The sequence below is a fragment of the Salinifilum aidingensis genome, assembly GCF_054782015.1.
This window is the reverse complement of the sequence record NZ_BAAGTH010000010.1, coordinates 102,524-116,909: the sequence shown is the minus strand read 5'-3', so window position 1 is coordinate 116,909 and position 14,386 is coordinate 102,524. Positions and strand designations below refer to the sequence as shown.

The 14,386-nt window shown below is 69.9% G+C and carries 17 protein-coding genes and 1 pseudogene; 11 read left to right on the top strand and 7 right to left on the bottom strand.

Annotated elements, in window-relative coordinates; genetic code table 11:
- Positions 1–13: 13 nt before the first annotated feature.
- The 5 genes from ACYVJE_RS14845 (at position 14) to ACYVJE_RS14825 (ending at position 4,356) form a co-directional block, all read left to right on the top strand.
- Positions 14–880 (top strand): helix-turn-helix domain-containing protein, encoded by an 867-nt coding sequence (locus ACYVJE_RS14845; RefSeq protein ID WP_461144918.1) that lies wholly within the window; start codon positions 14–16, stop codon positions 878–880.
- The gene (locus ACYVJE_RS14840) at positions 877–1,992 is read left to right on the top strand and encodes a WD40/YVTN/BNR-like repeat-containing protein (protein WP_461144917.1); all 1,116 of its coding nucleotides are present in this window, start codon (positions 877–879) and stop codon (positions 1,990–1,992) included. Before ACYVJE_RS14845 ends, ACYVJE_RS14840 begins: the two co-directional genes overlap by 4 nt.
- Positions 1,993–2,035: 43 nt before the next feature.
- Positions 2,036–2,335 (top strand): MoaD/ThiS family protein, encoded by a 300-nt coding sequence (locus ACYVJE_RS14835; protein WP_459156597.1) that lies wholly within the window; start codon positions 2,036–2,038, stop codon positions 2,333–2,335.
- Positions 2,336–2,456: 121 nt separating this feature from the next.
- Positions 2,457–3,242 (top strand): SAM-dependent methyltransferase, encoded by a 786-nt coding sequence (locus tag ACYVJE_RS14830; RefSeq protein ID WP_461144916.1) that lies wholly within the window; start codon positions 2,457–2,459, stop codon positions 3,240–3,242.
- A gap of 271 nt (positions 3,243–3,513) precedes the next feature.
- Positions 3,514–4,356, top strand: a complete 843-nt coding sequence (locus tag ACYVJE_RS14825) for an Rv0361 family membrane protein (protein WP_461144915.1) — start codon at positions 3,514–3,516, stop codon at positions 4,354–4,356.
- Positions 4,357–4,508: 152 nt separating this feature from the next.
- Here the strand turns inward: ACYVJE_RS14825 and ACYVJE_RS14820 are convergent, their stop codons facing one another.
- From ACYVJE_RS14820 to ACYVJE_RS14810, 3 genes are all read right to left on the bottom strand, one after another.
- Positions 4,509–5,642 carry a methyltransferase gene (locus ACYVJE_RS14820; RefSeq protein WP_461144914.1) on the bottom strand — a complete coding sequence of 378 codons (1,134 nt, stop codon included), beginning with the start codon at positions 5,640–5,642 and terminating at the stop codon, positions 4,509–4,511.
- A 57-nt stretch (positions 5,643–5,699) separates the two neighbouring features.
- Positions 5,700–6,614, bottom strand: coding sequence for an SDR family oxidoreductase (locus ACYVJE_RS14815; RefSeq protein ID WP_461144913.1), 915 nt, complete (start codon positions 6,612–6,614; stop codon positions 5,700–5,702).
- 125 nt (positions 6,615–6,739) lie between these two features.
- Positions 6,740–6,925: an SDR family oxidoreductase gene (locus tag ACYVJE_RS14810; RefSeq protein ID WP_459156602.1), complete on the bottom strand. Its 186-nt coding sequence runs from the start codon at positions 6,923–6,925 to the stop codon at positions 6,740–6,742.
- A 74-nt stretch (positions 6,926–6,999) separates the two neighbouring features.
- Here ACYVJE_RS14810 and ACYVJE_RS14805 point away from each other — a divergent pair.
- Positions 7,000–7,302: pseudogene (locus ACYVJE_RS14805) on the top strand (transposase); the annotation flags it as partial.
- Entirely contained in the window at positions 7,293–7,550 is a 258-nt protein-coding gene (locus tag ACYVJE_RS14800; RefSeq protein WP_461144912.1) for a hypothetical protein, read from the top strand. The pseudogene ACYVJE_RS14805 and the gene ACYVJE_RS14800, both read left to right, overlap by 10 nt.
- A 113-nt stretch (positions 7,551–7,663) precedes the next feature.
- Here the strand turns inward: ACYVJE_RS14800 and ACYVJE_RS14795 are convergent, their stop codons facing one another.
- Positions 7,664–8,857: a beta-ketoacyl synthase N-terminal-like domain-containing protein gene (locus ACYVJE_RS14795; RefSeq protein WP_459156604.1), complete on the bottom strand. Its 1,194-nt coding sequence runs from the start codon at positions 8,855–8,857 to the stop codon at positions 7,664–7,666.
- A gap of 389 nt (positions 8,858–9,246) precedes the next feature.
- Between ACYVJE_RS14795 and ACYVJE_RS14790 the strand changes: the two genes are divergently transcribed.
- Entirely contained in the window at positions 9,247–11,244 is a 1,998-nt protein-coding gene (locus ACYVJE_RS14790; protein ID WP_461144911.1) for a putative bifunctional diguanylate cyclase/phosphodiesterase, read from the top strand.
- Here ACYVJE_RS14790 and ACYVJE_RS14785 read toward each other — a convergent pair.
- The 3 genes from ACYVJE_RS14785 to ACYVJE_RS14775 all read right to left on the bottom strand — a co-directional run bounded on the left by ACYVJE_RS14785 (position 11,210) and on the right by ACYVJE_RS14775 (position 12,390).
- Positions 11,210–11,440, bottom strand: a complete 231-nt coding sequence (locus tag ACYVJE_RS14785; protein WP_461144910.1) for an NUDIX hydrolase — start codon at positions 11,438–11,440, stop codon at positions 11,210–11,212. The genes ACYVJE_RS14790 and ACYVJE_RS14785 overlap by 35 nt on opposite strands.
- Complete coding sequence (locus ACYVJE_RS14780) at positions 11,437–11,571, bottom strand: NUDIX domain-containing protein (RefSeq protein WP_461144909.1); 135 nt, start codon at positions 11,569–11,571, stop codon at positions 11,437–11,439. Before ACYVJE_RS14780 ends, ACYVJE_RS14785 begins: the two co-directional genes overlap by 4 nt.
- A 186-nt stretch (positions 11,572–11,757) precedes the next feature.
- Entirely contained in the window at positions 11,758–12,390 is a 633-nt protein-coding gene (locus ACYVJE_RS14775; protein ID WP_461144978.1) for a formylglycine-generating enzyme family protein, read from the bottom strand.
- A 134-nt stretch (positions 12,391–12,524) separates the two neighbouring features.
- Here ACYVJE_RS14775 and ACYVJE_RS14770 point away from each other — a divergent pair, with 134 nt between their 5' ends.
- Genes ACYVJE_RS14770 through ACYVJE_RS14760 form a run of 3 tightly spaced genes read left to right on the top strand, consistent with a single transcriptional unit; the run spans position 12,525 to position 14,321 of the window.
- On the top strand, positions 12,525–13,109 hold the full coding sequence (locus tag ACYVJE_RS14770) for a GGDEF domain-containing protein (RefSeq protein ID WP_461144908.1): 585 nt from the start codon (positions 12,525–12,527) through the stop codon (positions 13,107–13,109).
- Complete coding sequence (locus ACYVJE_RS14765; protein ID WP_461144907.1) at positions 13,106–13,294, top strand: hypothetical protein; 189 nt, start codon at positions 13,106–13,108, stop codon at positions 13,292–13,294. Before ACYVJE_RS14770 ends, ACYVJE_RS14765 begins: the two co-directional genes overlap by 4 nt.
- A 19-nt stretch (positions 13,295–13,313) precedes the next feature.
- Complete coding sequence (locus ACYVJE_RS14760) at positions 13,314–14,321, top strand: hypothetical protein (protein WP_461144906.1); 1,008 nt, start codon at positions 13,314–13,316, stop codon at positions 14,319–14,321.
- Positions 14,322–14,386 lie beyond the last annotated feature (65 nt).

Genomic DNA, 14,386 nt, shown 5'->3' with positions numbered 1-14,386 from the left:
GCGGAGCAACGCCATGCCCGAACCCGCGACCTCCTCCGCCCCCGTCGTCGCAGCGGCGCGCTTCATCACCGCCCACGCGGCCGAGCCGCTCCGCCTCGGTGACGTCGCCGACCACGTCGGCTACAGCCCGCACCACCTGGCCCGCACGTTCGAACGCGCCGTCGGGCAGCCGCCGGGGCGCTTCCTCGCCGCGCACCGCTTCCAGCGCGCCAAGGAGCTGCTGCTGTCCGGCGGTGATCGCGTGCTCGACGTGTGCCTGGCCGTCGGCTTCGACTCCCCCGGGACGTTCACCAGCCGGTTCACCCGCGTCGTCGGCACGACCCCCACCGCGTTCCGCCGCCTGCCCGAGCAGCTCACCGAGAACCCGCGCGAGCCGGTGCACCGACCCGGACGCGCCCGCCGCGGCGCCACCGTCACCGGCACGGTGACCCTGCCCCCGGCGGCCTCCGCCCGGCTGCCGGGTGCGGTGATCTACGTCGGCCTGTTCGGCCAGCGGTCCCCGAGCGGCGTGCCCGTGGCCGGATCGCTGCTCGAGCGCCCGGGGAGCTTCACGTTCACCGGCGTTCCCCCGGGGGAGTACTGGCTGCTCGGCACGGCGCTGCCCGCAGCGGCCGACCCGCGGGCGCACCTCGCGCCCGCGCAGCAGGCCGTCGGCCAGTGCCCGCACCCGGTCCGCGCGCGGGCGCAGCAGGTCAGCACCGGCCACGCGGTCTCGCTGGACATCGCCCCGGAGTGGGCGCCGCCCGTGCTCGTCGCGCTTCCGCCGCTGGCCGCGCGAACACCGCAAAATCGAAGAAGACCGACCGCGGCGGCCGGCACTACGGTGGCGGCACTCGCCCCCTCCGGGACGGCGGCCCACGACGCTGAGGAGCAGGCATGACACGGGTCCGGGTTCTCGTCGGCACGCGGAAGGGCGCGTTCGTGCTGCGCTCCGACGGCGACCGCAGCTCCTGGTCGGTCGACGGCCCCTACTTCGCCGGCTGGGAGGTCTACCACCTCACCGGCTCCCCGGCCGATCCGGACCGGCTGTACGCGGCGCCGTCGATGGGCTGGTTCGGCCAGCTGATCCAGCGCTCCGACGACGGCGGCGCGACGTGGGAACCGGTCGGCAACCACTTCACCTACGCCGGCGAACCGGGCACGCACCAGTGGTTCGACGGCACCCAGCGCCCGTGGGAGTTCACGCGGGTGTGGCACCTGGAACCGCTCAGCAGCGACCCGGACACGGTCTACGCCGGGGTGGAGGACGCGGCCCTGTTCCGCACCACCGACGGCGGCGCGACGTGGCGGGAACTGCCCGCGCTGCGCGAGCACGGCACCGCCCCCGACTGGCACCCGGGCGCCGGCGGCATGTGCCTGCACACCATCATCCCCGCCCCGGACGACCCCGACCGCATGTACACCGCCATCTCGGCGGCCGGGGCCTTCCGCACCACCGACGGCGGTGCGAGCTGGCAGCCGATCAACCGCGGCCTGCACACCGACGGCATCCCCGACCCGCAGGCCGAGGTCGGTCACTGCGTGCACCGCATCGCGATGCACCCCCGGCAGCCGCGAGTGCTGTACATGCAGAAGCACTGGGACGTGATGCGCAGCGACGACGGCGGGGACTCCTGGCACGAGGTCAGCGGGAACCTGCCCAGCGACTTCGGCTTCCCGATCGTGGTGCACCCGCACGAGGAGAGCACGGTCTACGTCGTGCCGATCACCAGCGACTCGCTGCACTACCCGCCGGAAGGCCGGTTGCGGGTCTACCGCAGCCGCACCGGTGGTGGCGAGTGGGAACCGCTCACCGGAGGTCTCCCCCAGCAGCACTGCTACGTCAACGTGCTGCGCAACGCGATGGCCGTGGACACGCTGGACAGCTGCGGCGTGTACTTCGGCACCACCGGCGGTCAGGTCTACGCCTCCGCCGACGAGGGCGACAGCTGGGCCCCGGTGGTCCGCGACCTGCCCGCCGTGCTCTCCGTGGAGGCCCAGACGCTGCCGTGACCCCTCCCGTCCCGGGGGGCGGGATCCGCCGAGAGGAGAGGTGATGATCCGCGTCAGCCTGCCCGCGCACCTGCGCACGCTCGCCAAGGTCGACGAACGCGAGGTCGAGCTCGACGTCGACGGGACCCCGACCCAGCGATCCGTGCTGGACGCGCTGGAAGTCCGCCACCCCGCGCTGCGGGGCACCATCCGCGACCAGGACACGTTCCGGCGCCGCGCGTACGTCCGCTTCTACGCCTGCCAGCAGGACCTCTCGCACGAGGAACCGGACGACCCGCTGCCCGCCGAGGTCGCCTCCGGCGAGGAACCGCTCCTCATCATCGGCGCGATGGCCGGCGGGTGAGGCCCCGGGAGCCCGCCGGCGCCGGCCGCTGCCGTTCCCCGCCGATCCCGGGACGCGAACCCGTCGCCCGTGCGAGACTCCTCACCGGAAAAGTTGATCACATTCCGGGGAGGGGCTCCCGATGGCTTCCGGCGTTCCGTCCGACGAGATCGACACGAGCGTGCCGCACTCCGCACGCGTGTGGAACTACTGGCTGGGCGGCAAGGACAACTACGAGGTCGACCGCGAACTCGGCGACGTCATCCACCGCGACTACCCGAGCATCAGCGCGATGGCGCGCGGGGGCCGGGACTTCCTCGTCCGCGTCGTCGAGCACCTGGCCGGGCTCGGCGTGCGGCAGTTCCTGGACATCGGCACCGGCCTGCCCACCGCGGACAACACCCACGAGGTGGCCCACCGCAGCGCGTCCGGATGCCGCGTGGTCTACGTCGACAACGACCCCCTCGTGCTCGCGCACGCCCGCGCGCTGCTGCGCTCCGTGCCCGGGCAGGAGACCCGCTACGTGCACGCGGACCTGCACGACGCCGAGCAGGTGCTCGATCGCGCCGGGGAGGCGCTCGACCTGAACCGGCCGGTCGCCGTGCTGCTCATGGGCGTCCTCGGGCACATCGCGGACACCGGGCAGGCCAAGCAGGTCGTCGACGGACTGCTCACGCGGCTTCCCCCGGGCAGCTACCTGGCGCTCTACGACGGCAGCAACCTCGACGAGGGCGTGGTCGAGGCGGAGCGCCGCTACAACGAGACCGCACCGCTGCCCTACCACCTGCGCAGCCCGGAGGAGATCGAGCGGTTGTTCGAGGGGCTGGAATACGTCCCGCCGGGGCTCGTGCGCTGCGCGGAGTGGTGCGGCACCGCGGAGCAGGACCCCGCGGCGATCATGGGCGCGGTGGCCCGCAAACCGCGTTAGGGGCGAAACCGGCACCGCGCAATTCCGGAATTTTCGGAATTCGCGCGGCGCGGTGCCGCGGAATCACGACCGGCCCCGGCGCGGTCTTCGACGACGTCCACCGTTTCCGCTAGTGTCGGGTTCGACGCTCGCCGTCGTCGAGCCCGCGATCGAGCTCGCAGGGCACCGGGCGGACACAGGGCAGGGACCAGGAGACCGAATCCCTCCGCTCGGGATCGATCGAAACCGCACTCGAACACCGCGCGGAGGAATTCCGCGCACGGAAGGCCGTATGACGACTCCACCGCACGAATCCGGGGATCGGACCCCGGACGAGAACGAGGAAGACACCACGTCCGCGGCGGATGCGACCGGTTCGGAGGCGGCCTCCGAACCCGGGGGCACGGAGGCCGCGGAGGAGTCCGCCCGCACGGACGAGACGGCGTCGGAGTCCGCGCCGGCCGAGGAGAGCACCCGGTTCCTCTCCAACACCGGCGCCGCGGACTCCGACGATCCCGCGCAGCCCGCCGGGAACGAGCAGCAGACCGGCGGAGGACAGGCGGACGAGACGACGCGGATGCAGCAGCCCGCGCAGCCGCCGGAGGAACCCGCCCAGCAGCCCGCGCAGCCGCTGACACCGCAGCAGCAGGTGTGGCAGCAGCTGCCGCAGCAGTCTTCGTCGCCCGGGCGGGGGAAGCGGCGCAACCGCAAGAAGATCGGCCTCCTCGTCGGTTCGATCGCGGCTGCGCTGATCATCGTCGGCGGTGGCGCGACGGCCGCGTACTTCTTCCTCTTCGGCAGTTCGGCCGAAGCAGCGGCCCAGCGCTACGTGGATCTGACCTCGCAGGAAACGCAGAACCCGCGGAGCGTCAACGCCGAGGACTACCGCGCCGTGGTCTGCGAGAAGGCGATGCCGCAGATCGAGCAGATCCAGAAGCAGAAGGAGCAGTACCTCAAGCAGGCCAACCCGCAGCAGCTGAACCAGGTCAAGAAGGTGAAGACCGAGCTGGAAGGCGTTCAGCAGAACGGCGACAAGGGCACGGCCACGATCAAGACGAGCATTCCCGGTCAGCAGCCGCAGTCGTCGAAGCTCAACCTCGTCAAGGAGGACGGCGACTGGAAGCTCTGCGGCTGACACCGGCGCCGGTTCGCCGCAGGTTCCCGCCGGTGCGTGGAGCGGTGCGCGCACCGCTCCGCGCACCGGCGGCCCCCGCCCGGCAGCGCTCCGCGCGAGTCGGCGCGGGAGGTTCCCGGAAAGCCGTTGCCGCACCTGTGCGCAGGTGCTGATCACCGCGGGCCGAGCCGCCACAGCGAGACCGTCTCGCCCGCTCGGGCCTCGTGCAGCGGATCGTCCTCATCGGACGCGCGCGGGTGCCGCGGCTGCCCGTCGCACCTGTCCAGCACGTCCACACCGGACGTGTCGAACAGGTGGAGCAGCTGTTCGCGCGTGCGCAGTCCCAACCGCTCGGCCAGATCGGACAGGACCAACCACCCCTCACCGCCGGGCGCGAGCCGCGCGCGCAGTCCTCCGAGGAATCCGCGCAGCATGGTGCTGCCGGGGTCGTAGACACCGCGCTCCAGTCGCGAAGTCGGTTTGGCGGGGACCCACGGCGGGTTGCACACCACCAGCGAAGCCGTGCCCGACTCCGGGAAGAGGTCGGTGCCCACCACGTCCACCCGGTCGCCGAGCCCCAGGCGCGCCAGGTTGTCCCGGGCGCAGTCCAGGGCCGCCCCGCTCGAGTCGGTGGCGGTCACCGGCGCCATGCCGCGGCGGGCGAGGACCGCGGCGAGCACCCCGGTCCCCGTTCCGACGTCCCACGCCGCGCGTCCCTGCGGCAGGGGTGCCCGGGCGACGAGATCCACGTACTCGCTCCGCGTGGGCGCGAACACGCCGTAGTGCGGGTGGATGCGCTCCCCGCCCAGCGCCGGGACCGCGAGGCCCTTCCTCCGCCACTCGTGCGCGCCGATCATCCCGAGCAGATCGCGCAGCGGCAGCGCGCAGGACACTCCGGTGTCCAGGCCGGCTTCGGCGCAGGCGGCGGAGACCTCGGGAGCTCGCCGCAGCGGCACCACACCGCCGGGTTCGAGGGGCACCAGCAGCAGGGAGAGCACGCGGGCGCGCTGCGCCTGCCGCTGGCGGTGCTGGTGGAACGCGGTCGCGGGATCGGCGGCGCGGCCGCGGCGCTTCCGGTCGGCCCGCCGCCGCATCGCGCCGAGGAGCTGCCGCGCGTTGTGGAAGTCGCCCTGCCAGAGGATCCCGGTGCCCTCGCTGGCCATGCGGTGCGCCACGGCAGCGGGCAACCGGTCGTCGCCGGGGACGACGCGCTTCGGGGCGGGGAAACCACCCGCGGAGCTCCACCGGGCGGTGTGCTCGCGCCCCTCGACGTCGGTCCAGGTCACCGCCTGCGCAGCGCTCGTCATCACGTCTCCCATCGGCGGGGCGCCAACAACGTCACGAGCCGCAACAGCTCGGGCCGTTCAGCTCGCCGCCCCGTAAACCGGTCCCGGTGCCGCCGCCCGAGCGAGGAGGTCGGGGACGATCTCGTCCACTTCCGCGGCTCGCAGTCGTCGCCCGAGGTCGATCTCCGGGCCCCGGGACCATCCCCGCGCCACCGAGAGGCAACCGCCCGCCACCTCGAACACCCTGCCGGTCACCGCAGCCGAGCGGTCGCTGCCGAGCCAGGCGACGACCGGGGCGACGTTCTCCGGGGCCATCTCGTCGAAGCTCCCGTCCCCCGGCTCGGACATTGCCGCCCCGAAGGCGCCTTCGGTCATCCTGGTGCGCGCCGAGGGGGCGAGCGCGTTCACGTTGACCCCGTAACGTCCCAGTTCCGCAGCCGCGTTCAACGTCAGCGCAATGATACCCGCCTTCGCCGCGGCGTAGTTGGTCTGCCCCACGCTGCCGAGCAACCCGGCACCGGAGGTGGTGTTGATGACGCGCGCGTCGTTGGTGTGCCCGCTCTTCGCGCGGGTGCGCCAGAGCTCCGCGGCGTGCCGGAGCATCGCCGCGTGCCCCTTGAGGTGCACCCGCACCACCTCGTCCCAGTCCTGTTCGGACATATTGACGAACATCCGGTCGCGCAGGAATCCGGCGTTGTTGACGAGCACGTCGAGTCCGCCGAACGCCGTCACGACGTCATCGATCAGCGCGCGCGCCTGCTCCCAGTCCGCGACATCGGACCCGTCGACGAGGACCTCGCCGCCCATCCCCCGGATCTCCGCGGCGACCTCCGCGCACGCGGAGGGATCAGCACCGCCGCCGTCCCCGCGCACGCCGACGTCGTGGACGACGACCCGGGCCCCCTGCCGCGCGAGTTCCACCGCGTGCGCCCGTCCCAGCCCGCGCGCCGCACCGGTCACCACGGCGACGCGACCCGCGCACATTCCGGACATCACTACCTCCACGTTCCAGCATCGACCGACAAACCGCTGCCCGCGGGGCTCCGCACCAGCACGGCAGCGCTCCGAACCGCGGCGAACCGTTCGCCGCACCGCTTCCCGCGCCGGCGGGTGCGGCGTCACCAACTGCCCGCGACAGCGTGCGCGGCTCCGCTGCCCCCGTCCACCGCCAGCGAACTGCCGGTGACGAACGAAGCCAGCGGCGACGCGAGGAACAGGCACGCATGACCGACATCGGCCGGTTCCGCGTCCCTCCCGAGCGGGGCCGGCCCTTCGGGGCTGATGCAGAGGTAGGTGACACACACCGTGGCTAGCCCGCGCGGCAGGCTGAAAGGATGTCACTGTGCCCAAGCCCTAACCCCGCGAGTTCCGCGACGACGTCGTCGTCCGCGTGGCCCGCAACCGCGAAGCCGGTGTCCCGCTGTCGCAGGTCGCCGCTGACTTCGGCATCCACGAGATGACCCTGCAGAAGTGGCTCCGCACCGACGACGAACGTGCACAACCGGCCTCGTCTGCTGATCAGACCGCCCAGATCCACGAGCTCAAGCGCCGAAACCGCTTGTTGGAGCAGGAAAACGAAGTGCTACGGCGTGCCGCAGCGTATCTGTCGCAGGACCAGCTCCGGGGAAAGGCTCTACCCGCTCGCCAGCGAGCTCGCCGCCGACGGGGGCCGTGGCGGTGACGTGGCGGGTCCTGAAGATCGCTCGCCAGCCCTATCACCGGTGGCGTCGCCAGCCAGTGACCAGTACCGAGCACCGGCAGGCTCAGGTCGCCAACGCGGTGTTCGACGCCCATCGTGACGATCCGGAGTTCGGCTACCGCCTGCTAGCCAATCAGGTCGTGACGGCCGGGTTCAAGGTCTCGGAGCGCACGATCTGGCGGATCCGCGCCGACAACGGCTGGTGTGCCAGCTTCAGCACGAAAAACTGAACCGCCCCGGCAGGGGCCGCCCTTGATGCAGTGGAGAAATTCTGAACACACGCGCACTGAGACTGGTGTGCGGCCCCGGGAGATGCTTGTGCAGTGTGCAGTGAGCGGTTACGTCAGCGTGTGCCGCCTTGGGGCTTGTTGGGTCCTTCGGATGCTGGGCTGAGGATGACGGCGGAGTTGTGGCCACCCATGCCGATGGAGGATTTGACTGTGAGTCCGTCGCTCGGCCGGGTTGGACCGTTCAGCAGGCGTGGGTGCCCGGAGGCGATGGTGGGCGGTGCGGGCAGCAGGTTGCGGTCGTAGCCCAGGGCGGTGGCAGCGATCTCGACGGCCGAGGCGGCGCCCTGGCAGTGGCCGGCGAGGGGCTTGACCGAGTAGAGCTGGGCCTCGGCGGGGAACAGGGAGTCGAAGATGGTGGCCTCGGCCTGATCGCACTGGCCGGTTCCGGGTCCGTGGGCGTTGAGGTAGCGCACCTCGCTGGGGTCGACGTCGGCGTTGTCGAGGGCTTCGGTGAAGCAGCGTCGGATGTCGGTGAGTTCCGGGTCGATCGAGGTGACGTGGTGGGCGTCGTGCGACATGGCTCCGCCGAGGACATGTGCGTAGGGGTTGGGTGTCTGCCTGGACAGGACCATGCTCACGGAGCCTTCACCCATGCTGAAGCCTCGGCTGCCTTCCTGGAAGGGGCGGCATGCTTGCAGCGGATCGGTGTCGGTGATGGCCACGCCCATCTTGACGAAGTGCTCGACGTTCTCCGGGGTCGCCGACAGATCGGTGGCCACGAAGACCACGTCGTCGACGATGCCCGCGTCCAGCCAGGCTTTGGCGGTGAGCAGGCCCGCGTTGCCCGAGGAGCACATTGCTCCGACGTTCATCGCGGGGCCGTGGAAATCGTGTTCCTGCATCAACGTCGACATCGGTGTGGACGGCATGAGGGCGAGGTAGTCGCGCACGGGCAGCTGCCCGTCCTGGGTGATGTAGAAGTCCTTCCACAGATCGACTTCGCCCAGTACGACCGCGTGCAGCAGGCCGACCCGCCGGCCGGGTTGCCATCCCCGCGTGCTGGCGTCCTGGACGGCCTCACGGGCGGCGGCACGCATCGCGCGTTGGAACCGGCTGGTCCCGTCGGTCGGGTCGCCTCCCTCGGGCACGAGTGCGGCCCACCCGGACTGCTGCCCAGCATCCTGATAGCCGGGATGCAGCGACGCAGCCGGTTTCGCCGCGATCAGGCCGTCCCACAGGGTCTCCCGACCCCATCCGTAGCCGGTGACCGTACCCAATCCAGTGATGTCTAACTGCTGTGTGCTCATGCTGGTCTCCTCGCTCAGTTCCGCACGGTCTTGGACACGGATCGTGAGCACGACCGCGCCCTCCCCTCACACGACAGTGCCGAGAACACTCGAGGTTTGCTACTACATGTGCTTATATATTTCGTTTTTTAACCCATATGAATGAAACATCGAGTTGCAGTCGGCGGAGAGAAACACAGTATGTATTCCTCCGGATCCACTATGCGGCACTCTCCGGACGCGCTCGCCGAAGCGCGCTCGCCGGACACGGCTACTGCGGAGGGCTGCGCACGTGGGCGATGGTGGAGACAGTTGCCCTGTCGACACGGACGGAGAGGGGGACGTGGATGCCTCGCGAGGGGCACGAGCACGCCGGTGATCTTCCACCTGGTTCCGAGCTGAGTCGTGCGGTGCTGGATCTCGCGTTGACCGCACACGGGGCCGTGCTGTGGCAGTATCGTCACGACAGTGGCGATCTCACGTGGTTCTCCTCGGGCCTTTCCCGGCTGCTGGCAATGCCCGGCGCCACCACCGAGGCGTTGCGAACACGCTTGCGCGAGCTGCTCGAACCCTTGATCATGTCGATGTCCGCGGTGCCGGTGTGGCAGGACGTGGAATCGGAACAATGGTTCGAGGACGCAGACGGGGTGGCGCACTGGGTGCACTTCCGGGCGCGCCCGTTCGGCAAGGACCGGTCGGAGGGGCTCGTGGGCATCGTCACCGACGCCCGGCCCGAGGGTGAGGACGTTCGGCAGTTGGCCGTGCTCGCCAACCGGTACCGTTTGCTCGTCGAACTCAGCCCCGATGCGGTCTGCGTGCACCAAGACGGCATCCTCACCTACGTCAACCCCGCTACCGTGCGGCTGATGCGTGCCGACTCGGATCAGCAACTGCTCGGGCATTCCATCGACGAGTTCATCGCCGAGCCCTCCCTGCGCGCGTTGCGTCGGCGGGTGGAGGGGCTCACCGAGCCGGGAATGGCCTCAGAGCCCACCGAGGTGCGCCTGACCTGCCTGGACGGGAGCACGGTGCTCGTCGAGTCGGTCTCGGTGCGCACGACGTGGAATGAACAGCCGGCCTTTCAGGTGCTCATGCACGACGTCACCGCACTGCGGCAGGCCGAGCAGGCGCTGCGCGATCAGGCCCGTCGCGACGAGTTGACCGGGTTGTTGAACCGACGTGGCATCAACGAGCTGCTGACCGACCTCACCGTCGACAACTCCGAACCCGTCGGAGTGATCTTCTGCGACATCGACAACTTCAAACGGATCAATGATTCGCTCGGGCATGAAACCGGAGACAACGTCCTCCTCGCCCTGGCGCGGCAACTCACCGCCTCCCTGCCCGCCGGGTGCACGGTCGGTCGGCTCTCCGGTGACGAGTTCCTCATCATCGCCAACGATCTGCACGCGCTCGGCGGGCTGCACGCGCTGACGCAACGCGTCTCAGAGACGCTGCGCACGATGGTGCCGGCCGGTAACCAGCTGGTCAGCATCTCCACTTCCATCGGGGGTGCGTTCCTCACTGAAACCATGACCAGTCAAGACGTGCTGCGCTATGCCGACGTGGCGATGTTCCACGCGAAAAGCCGCGGTCCGGGCCGGATTTCGCTGGCCGACCCGGAGTTGATCACCGCCGTGGACAGCCAACTGCAACTCGAGGGCGAGCTGGGCCAGGCACTGCGCACCAACGCTCTGGCCTTGCACTACCAGCCCGTCATCGACAGCAGCGGCACGATCATGGCTGCCGAAGCGCTGCTGCGCTGGCCCCACCCCGAACACGGCTTGCTGAGCCCCGGTGTGGTCCTGCCAGCAGCCGAGCAAGGCGGCCTCGCCCGCGAGCTCGACCGGTGGGTCCTGCGCACCGCCCTGGCCGAAGCCGCCAGCTGGCGACCGACCGGGAACGCACCTCCTGCTGTCGCGGTCAACCTCAGCGAACTACTGCCCGATGCCCCGCACTTCCTCAGTGAGATCACCGATCTCCTCGACGAGTCCGGCATCGATCCCCGCCGCGTGGTGCTCGAAGTCGTCGAAACCGCCTTGGTCGATCTCACTACTCAGGCCCACGAGGCCATGACCCGCCTTGCCGAGCGCGGCGTGCGCTTCGCTCTCGACGACTTCGGCACCGGCTACTCCACTCTCACCCGCCTGAAAAACCTGCCCGTGCACATCCTCAAACTCGACCGCAGCTTCGTGAACACCATAGACACCGACCCGGTCGACCACGACATCGCCCACGCCATCGTCACCATGACCCACGCGCTCGGCCACACCTGCGTCGCCGAAGGCATCGAAACGTCCCAGCAACTCCACACACTGCAAGCCCTGAACGTCGACGCCTACCAGGGCTACTTCTTGTCCCATCCCCTGCCCGCTAACGACTTTCGCGCTCGCCTCGCTGAAAGATAAGGTTCTCGGCCCTTCTGGTGCCGTGTTCGAGGCGCAGCCGCATGGACTCGTGCATCGGCAGGGCGGTCGCCTCAGCCGGCGAAACCCAGTGCACCCGGCGGGTCTCCGAACTCGTCCGCAACTGGCCGCTGCTCGCCTGGGCGTGGAAGACGATGGAGAACTCTTGGCGGACCTCGCCGTCGTCGTAGGTGATCACGTGCTTGGGTCGGAGTAGATCCCGATGACGTCGGTGACCTCGACCGTGAGCCCGGTTTCCTCCTCGACTTCCCGGATCGCGTCCTCACGCGTGCTCTCGCCGAGGTCTGGGACCCGCCGGGCAGGGCCCACAGCCCGTTGTCCGTGCGCTCGATGAGCAGCACGTTGCCCCCGGAATCGCGCACGACGAGAGCCACGGCCACGACCAGGCTGCTCGCCGCCGGCGCATGCGAATCATCGTAGTAGTCCTGCTTCGGCATGAGTTCAACTCATCAACTCGGCTGCGCACCGCCATCTTAAACTCTCGCGACGTCGCGCCTACCGGTTGAGCAGGCGCTCCATCTCCTCGGCGGTCACGACGCAGCGGAACCCGGTGTCGTCGTCGCACATCGTCTCGGCGGCGTCGTTGAACGAGGACGGCGTGGCCCGCTCGAACGGACTCGTCCACGCCCCACCGCGCAGCTCCCGCCGGCCCGGACGCGAGGCGGTGGAAAACCACTCCCACACGTTGCCGCACAGGTCGTAGACCCCGTACGGACTCGCCCCGCTCTGATACCGGTCCACCGGCGTGCTCGCCCCGATGCCGCTCTCGCGCACGGTGCACTTGGCCGGCGTGGGCTGATCACCCCACGGATAGACCGTGCCGCGGGTACCGCGGGCGGCCTTCTCCCACTGCTGCGCACTCGGCAACTCCTTGCCGGCCCACTGGGCGTAGGCGGCGGCGTCCTTCCACGTCACGAACACCACCGGGTGCTCGGCCAGCTCGGCCGGATGCGTGCCGCCGGTCCAGTGCTGCGGCGAGCTGTGACCGGTCGCGGCGACGAACCGCGCGTACTCCACGTTGCTCACCGGATGCACGTCGATGTAGTACGCCGACACCGAGGACGAGGATATCCCCGAAGACACCGAGGACGGGGACGTGCTGCTCGACCTGGACGAGCTCGAACACATCGAGGTCTTCGACGGCGACGACGAAGACGACAACGTCGCCTGACTGTTCCAGGGAGTTGCTGCCCTGCTGTTTTCCCATTGTTCGGCCTGCCGGATCGGCGGGCCTTTTGCCTGTCCGAGAGGAGCTGCTGACCGTGTTGGCCGAACTGGCCTTACTGGCCACCTCGCTCATCGGTGGAAGTGCTGCCTTCTACGCCCGCACCCTGTTCCGCCGGTTGCACACCGACGCGCTGACCGGACTGGGCAACCGTGCCGAGCTCTACCGCCGCTTCGCCCGCCTGAGCTTCCTCGCGCGGAACCGGGAACCGGTGGCGCTGCTGCTCGGCGACGTGGACCGCTTCAAGGCGCTCAACGACACCTACGGCCACCGGTTCGGTGATCGAGTGTTGCAGACCCTCGCCACAGAACTCGACGAAATACGCACATCGGGTGAGCTGGTGGTGCGGCTGCACGGTGACGAGTTCGCCGTGCTCATCACCGGCGACAGGGCTGCCACCGCCGAGTCCCGCGCTGTCGAGATCACCCGCGCGTTGTCCGGCACCCGCGTCGTCGACGGCCAACCGGTGGACGTGGCCATGTCCTGGGGTGCGGCCACCATCCCGATCACCCCGCACGCCGCCCTGACACACGTCCTCTCCCGCGCCGATGCGCGGATGTATCAAGCGAAACCCACTCGTACTGCTGCTGCTAGCTCGACCGCCGTGGAGGTTGCCCGATGATCCCGCTGCTCTTCGTCCACGTCACCGGCCGAGGCATCGCCCTGACCCTGCTGGTCACCCTGCTCACGCTGGCAGGCCTCGCCGGGGTCTGGCTGTTCTTCGGCCCCGGCCCGGCCGTACTCCTCACGCTCGCGGTGATCGGTCTGATCCGCGGGTTGATGCACCTGTTCACCCCGCCGAAGTGAGCCGAAAGGACACCAAGCCATGTCACGTCGACGGAACAGCTCCGAAGGACGCACGCGGCGGGTGCAGGCGCTCGAATACGACATCGCCGAATCCCGCCGGCTGCGGCCGCTGCTGGCCGATCCCGATCACGTGGCCGTGGTGATGCAGCGCCACGCCCGCCGCACCCTCACGGGGCTGTGGATCTTCCTCTGCCTCGGGTTGGTGTTCACTACCACCGGGGTGCAGCGCTTCCTCGCTGGAGACACCGCCCCGGGTGATCCGTTGTGGTGGGCGGCCTGGTGCGTGGAGCCCATGTTCGCCGGGCTGCTCGTCACGCTGCTGAACTTCGAGGCCGTGATCCTCTCCCACGGGGTGCCGCCGGATCATGCCTGGTGGGCGCGGCTCAAGCACACGCTGCTGGCCTCGACGCTGGCCATGAACGTGATCCCCCAATTCGCACCCCTGCTCGGCGGCGGGGCGTTCAACCTGGGCTCGCTGGCGGTGCACGCGATCGTGCCGATCATCGTCTACGGCGTCGCCGAAGTCATCCCCGTCATCCAGGCCCGCACACGGCAGATCATCCATCACGTGAACGACCAGGGGACAGAGCAACCGCTGTCCCAGGACTCGGCGCCTGAGGCCTCATCCGGGGCCGAACCGGAACCGGTCGCCGAGGAAGCCGAATCCGGCTCCCAGGTGGCCCCGGAGACCGCACCCCCGTCGGCACCGGGGCCTGCTCCCCGACAGCTTTCCCAGGCCGCTCAACCAGCGGTCCCCGGGGCCGGAGCGGGAACCTACCCACCGCAACCGGCCGCGACCGGCAGCGACACAGTGCCAGACATCACGGAGCTGGCCGCCGTGCGTTCGTTGAAGCTGCCGGAATCCGTGGTGGCCAAGCTCCGCGAGGCCTACCAGGGCGCTGCCGCTCAGGGCCGGGAGATCACCACGGCCGACGTGCAGCAGGCGGTGGAGCTGCCCGACGCGATGGCCGAACGCATCGTGACTGAGCTGAGCGGCCACAACGGCCACGCCCTGCCCCACCACTGACCTACACAACGACTGCATCCAGTTCGGCGGGAGCGCTCGCCGAGCACCTGGCGGTGCCTCCCGCC